The organism is Kushneria phyllosphaerae (assembly GCF_900312995.1).
GTDB classification, from domain to species: Bacteria; Pseudomonadota; Gammaproteobacteria; order Pseudomonadales; family Halomonadaceae; genus Kushneria; species Kushneria phyllosphaerae.
In genome coordinates this window covers 79,378-94,750 of the sequence record NZ_ONZI01000003.1, presented here as the reverse complement: position 1 = coordinate 94,750, position 15,373 = coordinate 79,378, and the positions used below count along the sequence as shown (strand labels likewise).

The 15,373-nt window shown below is 59.4% G+C and carries 13 protein-coding genes and 1 riboswitch; of the genes, 3 read left to right on the top strand and 10 right to left on the bottom strand.

Annotated elements, in window-relative coordinates; translation table 11 throughout:
• Nucleotides 1-79: 79 nt before the first annotated feature.
• The 5 genes from pstB to crcB all read right to left on the bottom strand — a co-directional run bounded on the left by pstB (nt 80) and on the right by crcB (nt 4,424).
• On the bottom strand, nt 80-913 hold the full coding sequence (pstB, locus tag KSP9073_RS10360) for a phosphate ABC transporter ATP-binding protein PstB (protein WP_165814223.1): 834 nt from the start codon (nt 911-913) through the stop codon (nt 80-82).
• Between the two features lie 21 nt (nt 914-934).
• On the bottom strand, nt 935-1,777 hold the full coding sequence (gene pstA, locus KSP9073_RS10355; protein WP_243409194.1) for a phosphate ABC transporter permease PstA: 843 nt from the start codon (nt 1,775-1,777) through the stop codon (nt 935-937).
• An 11-nt stretch (nt 1,778-1,788) separates the two neighbouring features.
• Complete coding sequence (gene pstC, locus KSP9073_RS10350) at nt 1,789-2,751, bottom strand: phosphate ABC transporter permease subunit PstC (protein ID WP_243409193.1); 963 nt, start codon at nt 2,749-2,751, stop codon at nt 1,789-1,791.
• Between the two features lie 91 nt (nt 2,752-2,842).
• A complete protein-coding gene (gene pstS, locus KSP9073_RS10345; protein WP_108842905.1) occupies nt 2,843-3,877 on the bottom strand; it encodes a phosphate ABC transporter substrate-binding protein PstS in 1,035 nt (344 codons plus the stop codon).
• Between the two features lie 157 nt (nt 3,878-4,034).
• A complete protein-coding gene (gene crcB / locus KSP9073_RS10340) occupies nt 4,035-4,424 on the bottom strand; it encodes a fluoride efflux transporter CrcB (RefSeq protein WP_108842904.1) in 390 nt (129 codons plus the stop codon).
• Between the two features lie 83 nt (nt 4,425-4,507).
• Nucleotides 4,508-4,595, bottom strand: a riboswitch (Fluoride riboswitch).
• 82 nt (nt 4,596-4,677) lie between these two features.
• On the opposite strand from crcB, the gene KSP9073_RS10335 reads away from it, so the two are divergent.
• The 3 genes from KSP9073_RS10335 (at nt 4,678) to KSP9073_RS10325 (ending at nt 8,842) form a co-directional block, all read left to right on the top strand.
• On the top strand, nt 4,678-5,562 hold the full coding sequence (locus KSP9073_RS10335; RefSeq protein ID WP_243409192.1) for a CvfB family protein: 885 nt from the start codon (nt 4,678-4,680) through the stop codon (nt 5,560-5,562).
• Nucleotides 5,563-5,616: 54 nt separating this feature from the next.
• On the top strand, nt 5,617-6,969 hold the full coding sequence (locus KSP9073_RS10330; RefSeq protein WP_108842903.1) for a DUF945 family protein: 1,353 nt from the start codon (nt 5,617-5,619) through the stop codon (nt 6,967-6,969).
• Between the two features lie 181 nt (nt 6,970-7,150).
• Nucleotides 7,151-8,842, top strand: coding sequence for an NAD-dependent malic enzyme (locus KSP9073_RS10325; protein ID WP_108842902.1), 1,692 nt, complete (start codon nt 7,151-7,153; stop codon nt 8,840-8,842).
• A 90-nt stretch (nt 8,843-8,932) separates the two neighbouring features.
• Here KSP9073_RS10325 and KSP9073_RS10320 read toward each other — a convergent pair whose 3' ends face one another.
• The 5 genes from KSP9073_RS10320 to KSP9073_RS10300 form a co-directional block, all read right to left on the bottom strand.
• Complete coding sequence (locus tag KSP9073_RS10320; RefSeq protein WP_108842901.1) at nt 8,933-10,333, bottom strand: sugar porter family MFS transporter; 1,401 nt, start codon at nt 10,331-10,333, stop codon at nt 8,933-8,935.
• A gap of 171 nt (nt 10,334-10,504) precedes the next feature.
• Nucleotides 10,505-11,176 carry a nucleoside/nucleotide kinase family protein gene (locus tag KSP9073_RS10315; RefSeq protein WP_108842900.1) on the bottom strand — a complete coding sequence of 224 codons (672 nt, stop codon included), beginning with the start codon at nt 11,174-11,176 and terminating at the stop codon, nt 10,505-10,507.
• Nucleotides 11,177-11,274: 98 nt separating this feature from the next.
• Nucleotides 11,275-12,234: a transaldolase gene (tal, locus tag KSP9073_RS10310; protein ID WP_108842899.1), complete on the bottom strand. Its 960-nt coding sequence runs from the start codon at nt 12,232-12,234 to the stop codon at nt 11,275-11,277.
• Between the two features lie 100 nt (nt 12,235-12,334).
• On the bottom strand, nt 12,335-13,837 hold the full coding sequence (gene xylB / locus KSP9073_RS10305) for a xylulokinase (RefSeq protein WP_108842898.1): 1,503 nt from the start codon (nt 13,835-13,837) through the stop codon (nt 12,335-12,337).
• A gap of 38 nt (nt 13,838-13,875) precedes the next feature.
• Nucleotides 13,876-15,345: a mannitol dehydrogenase family protein gene (locus KSP9073_RS10300; RefSeq protein WP_108842897.1), complete on the bottom strand. Its 1,470-nt coding sequence runs from the start codon at nt 15,343-15,345 to the stop codon at nt 13,876-13,878.
• Nucleotides 15,346-15,373 lie beyond the last annotated feature (28 nt).

The following is a 15,373-nucleotide window of genomic DNA, read 5'->3' as shown; positions in this document are numbered from 1 at the left end:
CGAAAAAGGGGACACGTCTGTGTCCCCCTTGTATGTTTTGCGCCGCAGGACGATTACATCCTGGCATCAATAACACCCTCTATCCATAACGTCCTGTTATATAATCCTCGGTCTGCTTCTTCTCGGGGTCGGTAAAGATTTGATCGGTGTGACCACATTCGATCAGCTCCCCCAGATACATGAACGCTGTAATGTCGGAGACGCGCGCCGCCTGCTGCATGTTGTGTGTCACGATCACGATCGTGTATTCGGTCTTCAACTCGTGGATCAGGTCCTCGATATAGCCGGTCGAGATCGGATCGAGGGCCGAAGTAGGTTCATCCAGCAGGATCACCTCAGGCTTGACCGCAATGGTACGTGCAATACACAGGCGCTGTTGCTGACCGCCGGACAGCGCCTGTCCGTTGGTCTTGAGCTTGTCCTTGACCTCATTCCAGAGCGCTGCCTTTTTCAGCGCCCACTCCACGCGCTCATCCATGTCGCGCCGTGACAGGCGCTCATAGAGCTTTACGCCAAAGGCGATGTTGTCATACACCGACATCGGGAAGGGCGTCGGCTTTTGAAACACCATGCCAATCCGGGCGCGCAGCAGATTGATGTCCACACCCGAGGCATGAATGTCCTGCCCATCCAGCAAAATACCGCCTTCGGTTTTCAGCCCTGGATAGAGATCATGCATTCGGTTGAAACAGCGCAAGAGCGTGGACTTGCCGCAGCCGGAAGGCCCGATATAGGCCGTGACCTGATGTGCCGGGATTTCCATCGAGACGTTCTTGATCGCCTGAAAACTGCCGTAGTAAAAGTTCAGGTCCTGAACCGACAGCTTGGCAGGGGCTGAAGCATGGGTATTTCCGGAAGCGTTCCTGGAGGTCTGCCTGGGCGCCATGGTGAAATTCTCTGATCGCATGTTCATGAAATGAAAGCCCCTTGAAGCCTACTTCTGTGACCGCGCCGCACTGACGCGCGCCAGAATGTTGAGGATCAGCACCGCAGCCGTCAGTATCAGTGCCCCGGCCCACGCAAGCGCCACCTGGGCGGGAATAAACGAATTGATGGTCATGTTCTGGTAAAGCACCATCGGCAGATTGGGCATCTCGCTGCCCATATTGAAAAAATTCCACTGATTGGTGTTGAGCGCCGTAAACAGCAGTGGCGCCGTCTCACCGCTAATGCGCGCACACCCCAGCAGCACACCGGTAGTAATCCCCGCCCGGGCACCGCTGTAGCAGACCCTGAGCACGATCAGCCAGCGATGCGCACCCAGCGCCGCGGCAGCTTCACGCAGCGAATTGGGCACCAGCAGAAGCATGTCTTCTGTCGAGCGAATCACGACCGGAATGATGATGACCATAAGCGCGGCCACCCCGGCCCAGCCCGAAAAGTGTCCCATCGGCAGCACGACAACGGCATAAATATACAGCCCGATGATGATCGAAGGCGCCGACAGCAACACATCATTGATAAAGCGGATGAGATTGGCCAGGCGCGAGCGACCGCCGTACTCGGCAAGCCAGGTGCCGGCCGCGATGCCGATGATGGTACCCCCGACGGTGGCCAGCGCCGTCATGATCAGCGACCCCAGAATGGCATTGCCCAGTCCACCACCGGACATGCGGGTGCGCTCGGTAAACACGTCAAGCGACAGGGCCGGCACCCCCTTGGTGACCAGCGTCAGAAGGATCAGAAACAGCCAGATGACGCCGAAGGCCGAGGCCAGCAGCGACGCCATCATGATGATGCGATTGGTCATCCGGCGCCGACGATAGACAGGATTCATGACAGCCTCCTTCATGACGGTGCCCGCTGGTTCATGCGATTGAGCATGAAACGGGCCAGCGCCAGTACGGCAAAGGTGATCAAAAACAGGACAAGGCCCAGCAGCAGCAGCGCAGAGCGCTGCAGGCCATCGGCTTCGGAAAACTGATTGGCGATCAGGGCAGCAATCGAGGTGCCCTGCCCGGTCACCGTGGCGTTCAAAAACAGGTTGTTGCCGATCACGAAGGTCACCGCCATGGTTTCTCCCAGCGCGCGACCCAGCCCGAGAATCACCCCGCCCAGCATCCCGGCCTTCACCGACGGAAAGATCACGTGACGCACGACCTCCCAGGTGGTGCAGCCCAGTCCGTAGGCCGACTCGCGCATGATCGATGGCACGGTATTCATCACATCGCGGGTCACGGCCGTGATAAACGGGATGATCATGATGGCCAGAATCAACCCGGCCGTTGTCAGTCCGGTACCGGCTGGAAATACCGACGGGAAATGGGACTGTAGAAACGGCGCCAGTACTTCCATGCCCCACATGCCATAGATGATCGACGGTACGCCCGCCAAAAGCTCGACCATGGTGCCAATGGTACGGCGCAGCTTCGGCGGACAGATTTCGGTCAGAAAGATCGCGATGCCCAGCGACACGGGAATGGCGATGGCGATGGCGATCAAAGAGGTCACCAGCGTGCCGTAAATGGCTGGTAGCGCCCCAAAACGATTGACGTTGGCTGCCCAGCGGTCATCGGTAAAAAAGGACAGCCCCAGCTCCGACAGAGCCGGCCAGCCGGCCAGTATCAGGGAGCCGGTAATGGTGCCCAGAAGCAAAAGCACCAGCAGTGCCGAGCCTCTGGTCGTGATTTCAAATACCCGATCCACGAGACCGTTGCGCTTGAGCGCGCTCCGCTCGTGCCCGCTTGCCGACAGCTTTTGCATCCGATCGCCCTCTGCGGCCTGTGGTGTGACGCTGCTGCCGGTCGTCATGGCGCGTACCTGTGCATAAAAACGTAAGGATTTTCAGGTGGACAGAGGCCGGAGCACATGGCCCCGGCCCGAGACATCGGTTTAACGGGGCTTATGGCTGCCAGATGACCTTGCCGCTGTCGTCCTTGATCTGCGACCAGACGTTTTGCTTGACCATGCTGACCACACTGTCCGGCATCGGGATGTAGTTCAGATCGGTGGCCATGTCGCCGCCGTTTTTAAATGACCAGTCAAAGAAGGCAAGCGCGTCACCAGCGGCCTTGGCGTCATCCACTTCGGTGTGCATGAGAATGAAAGAGGCGCCCACGATCGGCCAGCTCTTGTCCCCCGGCTGATTGGTCAGCACCAGATACATGCCCTCGGCATCTTTCCAGTCAGCATTGGCGGCGGCGGCCTGGAAGGAATCGCTGTTGGCCGCCACGAACTTGCCGGCCTGGTTTTTCAGCTGCGCCACGTTCAGATCGTTTTGCTCGGCATAAGCGGATTCGACGTAGCCAATCGCGCCGTTGATGCCACTGACCTGATTGGCCACACCGCCATTGGCCTTGGCCCCGACACCGGCCGGCCAGGCCACTGACTTGCCTTCACCAATCTCGTTTTTAAACGAGTCACTGACCTGGGCCAGATAATGTGTAAAGAGGAAGTTGGTGCCGGAGCCTTCCGCGCGATAGACCGGGGTGATTTTGGTATCGGGCAGCGTCAGGTCGGGATTGAGCTGTGAGATGGCATCATCGTTCCAGGTGGTGATTTTGCCCTGGTAGATGTCGGCCAGTGTCTCGCCATCCAGACGCAGCGCACCGTTGTCTACCCCTTCCACGTGCACGACGGGCACCACACCACCCATGATCTGCGGCCACTGGACCAGATTGTTTTTCTTGAGCTCTTCCGGCGTCATCGGCGCGTCGCTGGCCCCGAAGGTCACCGTACCAGCCGTAATCTGCTGAATGCCGCCACCGGACCCGATGGCCTGATAGTTGAGTCCGTTGCCGGTCTCGTCCTGATAGCCATCAGCCCACTGTGAATAGACCGGATAGGGAAAGGTGGCCCCGGCGCCGGTGATGGTAGCGGCCGAGGCGGTGGCCGCCAGCGAGGTAGCGATGAAGGCTGCAGCGACTTGCTTGATCATCAGATTGCTCCGGTTCCCTTGCGCCAGGACGCACGAGGCGCCCTGATGATTATCGTGCCGGCCTGTCATAAAAGGCGCGGCTGCTTTAATGCAACGCCAGGTTATCAACGAAATATGTCAGTTTTATTGCAACGCTGTCATATATCCCCGGTGCGACCTACCGTAGCCACTGCCGCACAATCGCCACGCAGGCCATACCGAGTGCCGTCATCAGTAGTGAACCGACAAGATGGGCGCTGATACCGGCCAAAGCACTCAGATAGCGACCGGCCTGCAGCTGCCCGGTGATTTCAAGCGAGAAGGTCGAAAAGGTCGTCAGCGCGCCCAGAAAGCCGGTCACGATAAAGAGTTTCCAGTGCGGACTCAGTTCCGGCAGAAGATTAAACAGAGCAAAGGCAATCCCGATCAGCCAGGCGCCCAGCAGATTGGCCACCAGTGTTCCGGGCGGCAGAGGTGGAAACAGCGCATTGAGCATCAGTGACAACGCCCAGCGCAGGTTGGCGCCCAGCGCCGCCCCAAGGCCGATGGCAAGAATGGAAAACCACATGCAGCACTCCTCGAAGTTCTTGACAATATCGAGGGGCGAGCAGAGACGTCGTATCGGCACGCGCCTGCGCCCGCACCCCGGGTGCGTTAGCAGGCATCATTAATCACGACGTGGCAGAACGCGATGGTTTGAAGCAAACGCTTCAGGAGGCATGCCATCTCCCGGGGAAAATCATTGCACTGCCGCGAGGTCGTGACAAGTCATGTGCCGCGGACAGCCTTCCCCTGCCCGCCATCGATGCGTTTGCGTTAACATGGCACTTTTACTTTATGCACGGGGCGTGACCATGCCGGCAATGGGCCGTTTCAATACGCTTGAAATCCTCAGAACGTCGTCCATCGGGCTATTTCTCGATGGCGGCTCGCTGGGCGATATTCTTCTGCCGACGCGCCAGATCCCGCGAGGTATCTCGACCGAACCGGGCGACTCGCTGCGGGTCTTTTTGTATCTCGACAGCGAAGACCGCCCGATTGCCACCACCGAGCGCCCCAAAATCCAGGTCGGTGAGTTTGCCGTGCTGGAAGTGGTCGAGCGCACCCCGGTCGGCATCTTTTTAAACTGGGGGCTGCCCAAGGATCTGCTGCTGCCGCATTTTGAAGAACACACGAGCCGGCCACTGCGTCAGGGCGATCGCTGCGTGGTGGTTGCCTATCTGGATGACCGCACTCAACGCATTACCGCCTCGATGCGACTGGACCGGCACCTGAGTTCCGAACCGGCCGACTATGCCCGGGACGAGGAAGTCGACCTCATCATCACCGGCCCGACGGATCTCGGCTTCAATGCCATTATCAACCATCGCCACTGGGGGCTATTGCACAAAAGCGAGGCGATTCGTCCGCTGCGCATGGGTACCCGGACCAAAGGCTATATCCGCCAGATTCGCGATGATGGCAAGGTAGACCTGAGTCTTCAGCCCCGCCGTGAAGTGCTGGCCGAACCACTGGCCGAGCAGATCCTCGAGCGGCTGCAAAAGGCCGGCGGCACACTGGCCATCAGCGACAAGAGCGACCCGGCCCTGATCCAGCGCACGTTCGGTGTGAGCAAGGGCAATTTCAAAAAGGTTATCGGTGGTCTCTACAAGCAGGGGCTGATCATCATCGACGCCGATGGCATCCGACAGGTCAATAAGCCGTGACCGGCGCCAAACACTGATATTTCAATAACACCCTACCAACGTTCAGGGATCTTCATGCGCAAGACAACGGGCATTATCGGTACCGCGGCGGTCATCATTGTGGCGGCAGGCGTTGCAGCACCCTGGTATACCGGCAAGCGTATCGAGCAGGAATTTCGCCAAGCCATGACGCAGATCTCGGCCGGCGCGCCTACCGAGGTGACGCAATATGATCGGGGCTGGCGCACGTCCGACGCCGTAACCCGGACCGTGATCAATACCGAAGATGGCCCATGGCAGGTCGAGGTGCATCACCACATTACACATGGCCCCTGGGGGTTTGGCTGGGCACGGATCGACAGCACCCCTGATTTTGGCGAGCACCAGAACGCGGTGGCGCACTATTTCGGTGACCAGCCGGCGCTTGAAGCCAACACCACCGTAGGTTTTGGCAATGACGTCAATATCGACTGGCACTCACCAGCCTTTGATGAGACCGACGTGCCCGAAAGCCCCGGCGCGCGCCTGACCTGGGGCGGTATGGACGGCCATTACCGCCTTGCGGACAACCGCACCGCCTCCAGTGTGTCGATTCCCTCCCTGAACTTTCAAAGTGACGACGCCACGCTGACGCTCAATGCGCTGAAGATGGACAGCAACGGCGCCGGCGGCCCCGACTGGCCCAAAATGGACAACTTCTGGGACGGCCGTTTCAAGACTACACTGGGCCAGTTGAACCTTCAGGACAAGGCCGAAGGCGTAGCACTGAAGCTGGGCCTGGACGGCCAGGGCCAGCTGCGTGACAACGGTGATGACGGCCTGTCGATGAACGCCTCCTGGCAGGTCAGCAACCTGCTGATGCAGGGCCCCTCGCTTGCCGAGCCGCTGGTCATCAATAACGCCACCCAGACGCTGGCGCTCAAACATCTGCCGCGTGACGCCACGCGTCGCCTGCTGATCGATCTGTCCAATGTCGATGATTCTCTGGATGATGATCAGGTCTCGGGCCAGATGCAGAATATAATGACGCTATATCTGCTGGAGGCATTGAAGGGCACGCCCACGGCCGAAATCACCATCGCAGGCCTTGATACGCCTCAGGGGTCCCTTGAAGGCAAGCTGGCGCTGAATTTCCGACCGCTGGACAGCGGCCGTGATCCGCTTGCCACGGCGCTGGAGCGCGGTCAGCTGACGCTGGACATGGCCTCGGACCGCACGCTGCTCACCCGTCTGATCTCAATGTCCGAACCCAGTGCGCGCCCGGAGCAAATGCTTCAGGGGCTTGAGCAGCAAGGGCTGCTGGCGCGCGCGGGGGATCGATACCGCATGGATGTCGAGATGAACAGTCAGGATCTTCGTATCAACGGCGAGTCACATCCCGAGCTTTACATGATGCTGCCGCTGCTGTTGATGTCATTGAACGGCTGATCCATTCGGCCTGACGTGCGCGTTGGGCCATGGTGGCGCCGCGCGGCGTTTCTGGAGATGGCTATGCGTTCTTGGAGATGGCTATAGTAGAAACGCCGCCGGCGATGAACGACCCCATTGATATCCTGTACATCATGTTCGGGATATTTCTTCATTTTCCTGTCTACAGCGAGTCATGACGATGTCCCAGAACCCTTCTCGCCCGCTTTATATCGTGCACTCGGGGCCCACCCTGCTCGAAACGCCACTGCTCAACAAGGACAGTGCCTTTTCGCTTGAAGAACGTATTCAGTTCAACCTGCTGGGCCTTTTGCCGCAGAACATCGAAACGATCGAGGAGCAGGCCGAGCGCGCCTATCAGCAGTATGCTCAGCAGGCAGGTGATCTGGATCGTCATATCTATCTACGCTCGATTCAGGACAGCAACGAGACCCTGTTTTTCCGTTTGCTGGAAGATCATCTCGAAGAGATGCTGCCCATCATCTACACGCCTACCGTCGGCGAGGCGTGCCAGTCCTTCTCCCAGATCTATCGCTCCCACCGCGGTATTTTCATCTCCTATGACCACCGCGAGCACATCAACGATATCTTGCACAGCGCCACCAAGGACAACGTCAAGGTTGTCGTGATTACCGACAGCGAGCGCATCCTTGGGCTGGGCGATCAGGGGATCGGGGGCATGGGTATTCCGATCGGCAAGCTCTCGCTCTACACGGCCTGTGGCGGCATCAGCCCGGCCTATACCATGCCGATGGTGCTGGATGTCGGCACCAACAATCAGGATCTTCTGGACGACCCGATGTACATGGGCTGGCGCCACGAGCGTGTCACCGGCGAGGCCTACTACGAATTTGTCGATCAGTGCATTCAGGGCATCAAGCGCCGCTGGCCCAACGCCATCATCCAGTTCGAGGATTTTGCCCAGGCCCACGCCATGCCCCTGCTGGAGCGCTATCGCGACGAGATCTGCTGCTTCAATGATGACATTCAGGGCACGGCCTCGGTCGCGCTGGGCACGCTGTTTTCGGCCTGCAAGGCCAAAAATGAAAAGCTCTCCGAGCAGCGCGTGGCCTTTGTCGGTGCAGGTTCCGCTGGCTGCGGCATCGCCGAGCACATTGTGCTGGCCATGCAGGAAGAAGGGATCAGCGAAGCCGAGGCCCGCAAGCGCATCTTCATGATCGACCGCTACGGCCTGTTGACCGATGACATGAGCAACCTGGTCAACTTCCAGCGCCGTCTGGTGCAAAAGCGCGCCGACATCAGCGACTGGGACACCGGCGACGGTGATCTGGCCCTGATCGACGTGGTGCGCAATGCCAGACCCACCATCCTGATTGGCGTGTCGGGGCAGCGTGGACTCTTCACTGAAGAAGTCATCAAGACCATGCACCAGCACTGCCGCGAGCCGCTGGTCATGCCGCTGTCCAACCCGACATCACGCATCGAGGCCACGCCGCGCGAGATTCTGGAGTGGACCAATGGCGAGGCACTGGTCTCTACCGGCAGTCCCTTCAAGCCGGTGACCATCGGCGATCGCAAAATCCCCATCGCCCAGTGCAACAACTCCTATATCTTCCCGGGCGTGGGGCTTGGGGCGATTACCGCCAGGGCGTCGCGCATCACTGACGGCATGCTGATGGCCGCCTCAAGGGCCCTGGCCGACTGCTCCCCCGTGGCGCTTGAAGGCAAGGGTGCTGTCCTGCCGCCGCTGTCCGACATTCAGGAAGTGAGTCGAAAGATTGCTATCGCCGTGGCCAGGCGCGCCCAGGAAGATGGCGTGGCCCTTGAGACCGATGACGAGACCATTCGCAAGGCGATTGATGCCAACTTCTGGCGGCCGCGCTACCGTCAGTACCGTCGCGCCTCCTACTAGGCCGGCTCGTAACGACCACAAAAAGGGCGCCCGCAGGCGCCCTTTTTTATTGTCCGGCCACGGCTCATGTCCGTGCCGCACTGCATCGCCTTACCCCTTCGAAGCCTTCTTGCGTTTGGCCGGGAAAAAGGTGCCGTTACGCAGGTCCGTTTCGATCTCCTCGAGCGAACGTCCCATGGTTTCAGGCACGTAGCGTACGATAAATACCAACGCCAGCAGCGTAATCAGACCATACAGCCAGAAGGTGCCCGAGGTGCCCAGCGCACTGATCAGCGACAGCGTGGTCAATGTCATCAACAGGTTGAAGATCCAGTGACTGAAAGCGCCCACGCTTGCACCCTTGCCGCGGACAAACAGCGGGTAGACTTCGGCATTGATCAGCCACAGACAGACCCCGAAGCTTGAATTGAGCGCCATGTAGATGGCAAGGCATCCCACCAGCGTCCACTGTGCTGCTGCACTTTCCGGCGAGCCACCGATAAAGAGCGCCCCCATGACAAACAGGGCCACAGCAGAACCCGGCACCATCCACAGCAAAAAGCGCTTGCGACCGATGCGATCGACCAGAAAGATGCCCAGCACGGTCGCCAGATTGATCAGCACTGCCCCGCCTACGGCGGCCAGCACTGAGGCGCTGTCGCCAAAGCCTGCGTCACTCAGAATGGTGGGCGCGTAGTAGATCAGGGCGTTGTTACCGGTAATCTGGGAGAACATCGCGATACCAAAGCCCGCGATCAGCGCCGGGCGTACCCAGGAGCTGAAAAGATCCTTCCAGGTGCCTTCGGGCTGCGCCGAAATCTCCTTGATCTCGTCAAGCTCCTGCTGCGCGCCCTTTTTGTCACCGCGCACACGCTCAAGGATGCCCAGCGCCTCGCTTTCACGATTTTTACCCAGCAGCCAGCGCGGGCTTTCCGGCAGCAGCAGCATGCCAATCATCAACACCACCGAGGGGATAATGCCGAGCGCAAACATCCAGCGCCACTGATGCCCCAGCGCATAGCCGGTGAGATAGGCCACCAGGATGCCAAAGACCACCATGAACTGAAACATCACCACCAGCTTGCCACGGTGTGCCGGCGGCGTGACCTCGGCGATATAGACTGGAATGATCTGTGTGGCGCTACCGGCAGACAGCCCCAGAATAAAGCGGGCCAGTATCAGCACGCCCACGCTGGGGGCCGCCGCCGACAGGATCGAGCCGATCGTGAATACAAGGCCGACCAGCGCAATCGACCAGCGCCGTCCGATACGATCGGAAATCGGCCCGGTGCCCAGACATCCCACCAGCGCGCCGAGAATAATGGCGCCGGTCACGATCTGCTTGAGTGTGTCGCTGAGCGCAAAATCGCGCGCCAGTCCCAGAAGGGCCACACCGATGATGCCGGTATCATAGCCAAACAGCAGCCCACCCAGCGCCGCAATGATCGACACCACAACGACCAGGGCTCTCCCGCGAAGCCCCTTCTGTGCGTGCCCTGCATGATGATCCATGAAAACTCCTGAAGCTGGCTGAATCGTGTCAGCGTGACTCTCAAAAAAATGCTCTGATGCGAACATCAGAGCCTGACCGGGATTGTAACCTGAAGCCACACTGATACGGTCATTCATTGGCCGCAAGTGGGCCCCTAAATAGTGACATCGTGTTAAAAAATGTCTTTCTACTTATAGGAAGCGAATACAGGCCCCATCCCAGCCAATGCGTCGGTCGGCACGTACGCGGGTCGCCTCGATGCGCTCGGCATTGGGTCGATCGGTACTGGCCACCCACGCTTTCGCGTCAGCCTCGCTACGCCCGAAGCGCATATGCCGCTCGACCAGCCACTGCTCGCGCAGTTGGGTGTCGACCTCGACATACCAGACCTCATCAAGCAGCGGCCTGACGCGATCCCAGGGCGTTTCCTCCATCAGAAGATAATTGCCCTCGGTCACCACCAGCGATGTCTGCGGAGATACCGCAATACTGGCCGCGATGGGCTCCTCGATCTGGCGATAGAAGCCGGGAGCGTAAACGGTTTCATCCGTCTCTGGCGTGCGAAGCCGCTCCAGCAACGACACGTAACCGGCACTGTCAAACGTATCCGGTGCGCCCTTGCGCGCGGCACGCCCAAGGCGGGCCAGTTCACGATTGGAGAGGTGATAGCCATCCATCGGCACTACCTGCATCGCCTCGCCCAGCCGGCTCAACAAGGCTTCGCTGACGCTGGACTTGCCAGCGCCCGGCGCACCGACCAGCCCCAGCAGTGCGCGTGGGCGCGCCTTGATCAGCGCTTGGGCAGCGTTGACCACGGCCTCATCGATCATGAGATCTGCAATATCGTTTTCAGACGTCGTCATCTTTTCTCAAACATCCTTTCTCGCGCTTTTAAAATAATATGACCACACAAAAAGGGCCGGCTCCAGAGGAGCCGGCCCTTGAGTCTCAAGCGCAGTATTTACAGGCGCTTTTCGATCATGCCTTCGAGCTTTTCCTGATCTTGGGCAAACTTGCGGATGCCTTCGGCCAGCTTGTCGTTGGCCATGGCGTCCTGGTTGTGCTGCCAGCGGAACTCGGTTTCGGTCATTTTTTCGACTTTCTTGTCGCCGGCACCGGTATCTGTCACCTGCTGCTTGACCTCACCTTCAGTGTTGGCGAGCTTTTCCAGCAGATCCGGAGAGATGGTCAGACGGTTACACCCCGCCAGCGCCAGAATCTGATCAGTATTGCGGAAGCTGGCACCCATGACCACGGTGTCGTAGCCATAGTTGCTGGCGTAATCACAAACGCTGCGGACGAACTTCACGCCCGGGTCATCATCCGGGGCATAGGTGTCAACGCCATCGTGCTGCTTGTACCAGTCGGTCACACGACCCACGAAGGGCGAGATCAAAAACACGCCGGCTTCAAAGCACGCACGCGCCTGAGCGTCGCTGAACAAAAGCGTCAGGTTGCACTGAATGCCTTCCTTCTCCAGTACCTCGGCAGCACGAATGCCTTCCCAGGTTGACGCCAGCTTGATCAGTACCTTGTCACGACCGATGCCGGCGTCGTCATACAGCTTGATCAGCTTGCGTGCCTTTTCAATGCTGGCGTCCTTGTCAAAGGAGAGCTTGGCCGCTACTTCCGTGGAGATACGCCCGGGAACGATATTGGCAATTTCAGTACCGATGACCACGGACAAGCGATCCACCGCGTGTTCAAGCTGTGCTTCACGATCCTGGCCGCTGGTTTCCTGCTTCACATCGGCAAGCGTCTTGTCGATCAGCTCCTGATAGCCGTCCAGATCGAAGGCCTTGAGCAGCAGCGACGGGTTGGTCGTGGAGTCTTGCGGCTGATATTTCTTGATCGCGTCCAGATCACCGGTATCAGCGACGACCTTGGAGAGCGCCTTGAGAGACTCGAGCTGAGTTGCCATGTATCACTCCATCGTAACGATTGGGGTCAGCCGACGAGCCAACATCGACTGACCGCGATATTCATGCACGAGCGGTACGCGACCGCCTGCAACGTAAATCCTACCGTGTCAGAGCTTCAGGATAGCGGTCTTTAAGCGTTTGGGCATAGTCTGCATAGACATCTGCATAGCGAGAGACGTTATCCCTGTCAGGGGATGTGAGGGTGGATCGGTCAATATCAACCGCATGGTGGCAGATATCGCTCAGCGCCGTCTTGCGACCCTGCATGTATTCATCGCACCACTGTGCCTGCAGTGCGCCCCCCAGTGCGGCGGCCTCGCGAATCACCGGGCAGACCAGCTCCACGTTCATGATGTCGGCAATCATCTGTCGCCAGACTGAACTGTTGGCACCGCCGCCGACCAGACGCAGCTGATCGGGGCGAATATCAAACGCTGACAGCAGATCCAGCCCGTAGCGCAGCCCAAAGCTTGTGCCCTCCATGACCGCGCGACAGAGGTTGTCTGCCGAGAAGTTATGCGCCGAAAGCCCCAGAAAACTGCCAGTGGCGTCCGGCAGCATCGGCACGCGCTCCCCATTGAAAAACGGCAGCACCCTGACCCCTTCGGCGCCGATGGGTGCACGCGAGACCGCTTCATTGAAGGCCTGGACGTCATGCCCCAGCACGCGGCTTAACTGACTGGTCGCCGAGGTGACGTTCATGGTGCAGATCAGGGGCAGCCAGCCGCCGTGACTGGCGCAGAAATTGGCCACCAGTCCATTGTCGGTAATCGCCGGCTGGCTGGCGCTGGCATAGATGGTGCCCGAGGTGCCAAGGCTCATGGTGACCGCCCCGGCCTGAATATTGCCGGTACCGATGGCGCCCATCATGTTGTCGCCGCCGCCGGCCGAGACGATCACGCTGCTGCCCAGCCCCAGACGCTGTGCCATCTCGCGGCGCACGGTGCCGGCCGGCTGATGCGGCTCGATCAGCCGCGGCAGCACGCGCTCCGGGTCCAGCTCGGGCGCCACATGTGAAAACGCCTCGACATGCCAGCAGCGCTTTCGGGTATCAAACCAGCCCGTGCCGGAGGCATCGCCACTTTCTGCCGTGTATTCACCGGTCAGATGAAAGTTGAGATAGTCATGCGGCAGCAGGATATGGGCAATCCGGTCATAGGCATCGCGATGGTGCCGACGCAGCCACATGACCTTGGAGGCGGTATAACCGGTCTGAGGCACGACCCCCAGTTTCTCCAGACAGCCTTTCTCACCGCCGAGTGCTTCAATGTATTCCGCGTTTTCCTTCGAGGATTCGGTATCGTTCCAGAGCTTGCCCGGATAGACCGGCACGCCCTGATCATCAAGGGCCACCATGCCGTGCTGCTGTCCGGAGACACCAATGCCGCGAATGGCGCCCGCGTCGATCCCGGCGGCTTCGATGGCCTGATGAAAGGCGGAATCAAAGGCCTTGACCCACCACTCGGGGTCCTGCTCGCGACGCCCGCTTTCGCGACTGATCAGCTCGTGAGCCTGCTGTCCTTCGCCGATAATGACGCCATTTTGTGCATCCAGCACCACCACCTTGGTACTCTGCGTTCCGCAATCCACGCCGATATACATGAGCTCTCCCTGTCCAAAAATGCTGCCGTGGCGATGGGTTAGCGTACCGCTTCCACCGTGGCCCGGGCACCCTGTTGATGCAGACGGGTGAGTGCCTGCGTATAGGCCTCGACAAAGCGCTCGTTGTCGACCAGATCACCAAACACTTCACGGTTTTCGATAAAGGCTAGCGGGTTATCCCGATTGCGCCTGGCAATCTCGTGAAGCTCATCTTTCATGCGATCCACGATCTCGATCGGCTCACCCTGCTCATCGACACCTTCGGCGTAGCGGGCCCAGCTGGCAACCACCGCTGCCGAGCGCTTGATCTCACCGTCCCGCTCGAGCTGCTCGCGAATGACCGGCAACAACCACTTGGGGATGCGATCAGAGCTTTCGGCGCAGAGTCTTGCCAGCGTGTCGCGAATTTCGGGATTGGCAAAGCGCTCGATCAGGGTACGGCGGTAATCATCAAGGTCGACCCCCGGTACTGGTGACAGCGTCGGCGTGCCCTCCTCAATCATGTAGTTGAGCAGAAAATCGGCATAAAGCTCGTCCTGGCAGACCTCATGGGCATAGCGATAGCCGTCGAGGTAGCCAAAATAGGTCAGCGCCTGATGGCTGGCGTTCAAAAGGCGCAGCTTCATCAGCTCATAGGGCATGACGTCATCGACGACCTGCACGCCGACCTCGTCATAGGCCGGGCGCCCCTGGTTGAAATGATCCTCCAGCACCCACTGGGTAAAGGGTTCACATACCACTGGCCAGCCATCCTCGATATCAAAGCGCTTTTTGATCTCGGCGCGATCGTCATCGGTGGTCACTGGCGTGATGCGGTCCACCATCGAATTGGGAAAGCGCACTTCCCTTTCGATCCAGTCGCCAAGGGCCGGATCACGACGCCGGGCAAAGGCCACAAAGGACTCTTTCGCCACATCGCCATTGCCCTGAATGTTGTCACACGACATGATCGTAAAAGGCGCAAGGCCCTTCTCCCGCCGGCGCGCCAGTGCCTCGACAATCAGGCCGAAAAAGGTTTTCGGCGTGGCGCTGGCGTCCAGATCGTGGAGCACCTCGGGGGTTTCGAAGTTGAATTCGCCGGTGACGTGATGGAAGTTGTAGCCGCCCTCGGTCACGGTCAGCGAGACGATTCGGGTCGCCTCATTGGCCAGTCGCTCGATCACCGCTTCGGGGTCATCGGGTGCATAGAGATAATCCACGATCGAGCCGATCACCTGCGCTTCCCAGCGACCATCCGGATGCTTGAGCACCAGGGTATAGAGGCCGTCCTGCGCCTTGAGGACCTCCTGCATGCGCCGATCACCCGGCATCACGCCCACGCCGCAGATGCCGAAATCCATCGCCTTGCCCTCACTCATCAGCGCATCGAGATACATGGCCTGATGGGCACGGTGAAAGCCCCCGACACCGAAGTGAAGGATGCCGACGCTGACATCGTCACGGTTGTATCGAGGCAGCGTCACATCGCCACTCAACTGATCAAGATTGCCTGCCTTCAGCGCTGTCATGCCGTCACTCCCTGTGTTGTCGGCCCTT

What these genes read in the sequence shown, in the direction of transcription:
- pstB (WP_165814223.1), bottom strand. Translation starts at nt 913, where the DNA reads ATGAACATGCGATCAGAGAATTTCACCATGGCGCCCAGGCAGACCTCC.
- pstA (WP_243409194.1), bottom strand. Translation starts at nt 1,777, where the DNA reads ATGAATCCTGTCTATCGTCGGCGCCGGATGACCAATCGCATCATCATG.
- pstC (WP_243409193.1), bottom strand. Translation starts at nt 2,751, where the DNA reads ATGACGACCGGCAGCAGCGTCACACCACAGGCCGCAGAGGGCGATCGG.
- pstS (WP_108842905.1), bottom strand. Translation starts at nt 3,877, where the DNA reads ATGATCAAGCAAGTCGCTGCAGCCTTCATCGCTACCTCGCTGGCGGCC.
- crcB (WP_108842904.1), bottom strand. Translation starts at nt 4,424, where the DNA reads ATGTGGTTTTCCATTCTTGCCATCGGCCTTGGGGCGGCGCTGGGCGCC.
- KSP9073_RS10335 (WP_243409192.1), top strand. Translation starts at nt 4,678, where the DNA reads ATGGCACTTTTACTTTATGCACGGGGCGTGACCATGCCGGCAATGGGC.
- KSP9073_RS10330 (WP_108842903.1), top strand. Translation starts at nt 5,617, where the DNA reads ATGCGCAAGACAACGGGCATTATCGGTACCGCGGCGGTCATCATTGTG.
- KSP9073_RS10325 (WP_108842902.1), top strand. Translation starts at nt 7,151, where the DNA reads ATGTCCCAGAACCCTTCTCGCCCGCTTTATATCGTGCACTCGGGGCCC.
- KSP9073_RS10320 (WP_108842901.1), bottom strand. Translation starts at nt 10,333, where the DNA reads ATGGATCATCATGCAGGGCACGCACAGAAGGGGCTTCGCGGGAGAGCC.
- KSP9073_RS10315 (WP_108842900.1), bottom strand. Translation starts at nt 11,176, where the DNA reads ATGACGACGTCTGAAAACGATATTGCAGATCTCATGATCGATGAGGCC.
- tal (WP_108842899.1), bottom strand. Translation starts at nt 12,234, where the DNA reads ATGGCAACTCAGCTCGAGTCTCTCAAGGCGCTCTCCAAGGTCGTCGCT.
- xylB (WP_108842898.1), bottom strand. Translation starts at nt 13,837, where the DNA reads ATGTATATCGGCGTGGATTGCGGAACGCAGAGTACCAAGGTGGTGGTG.
- KSP9073_RS10300 (WP_108842897.1), bottom strand. Translation starts at nt 15,345, where the DNA reads ATGACAGCGCTGAAGGCAGGCAATCTTGATCAGTTGAGTGGCGATGTG.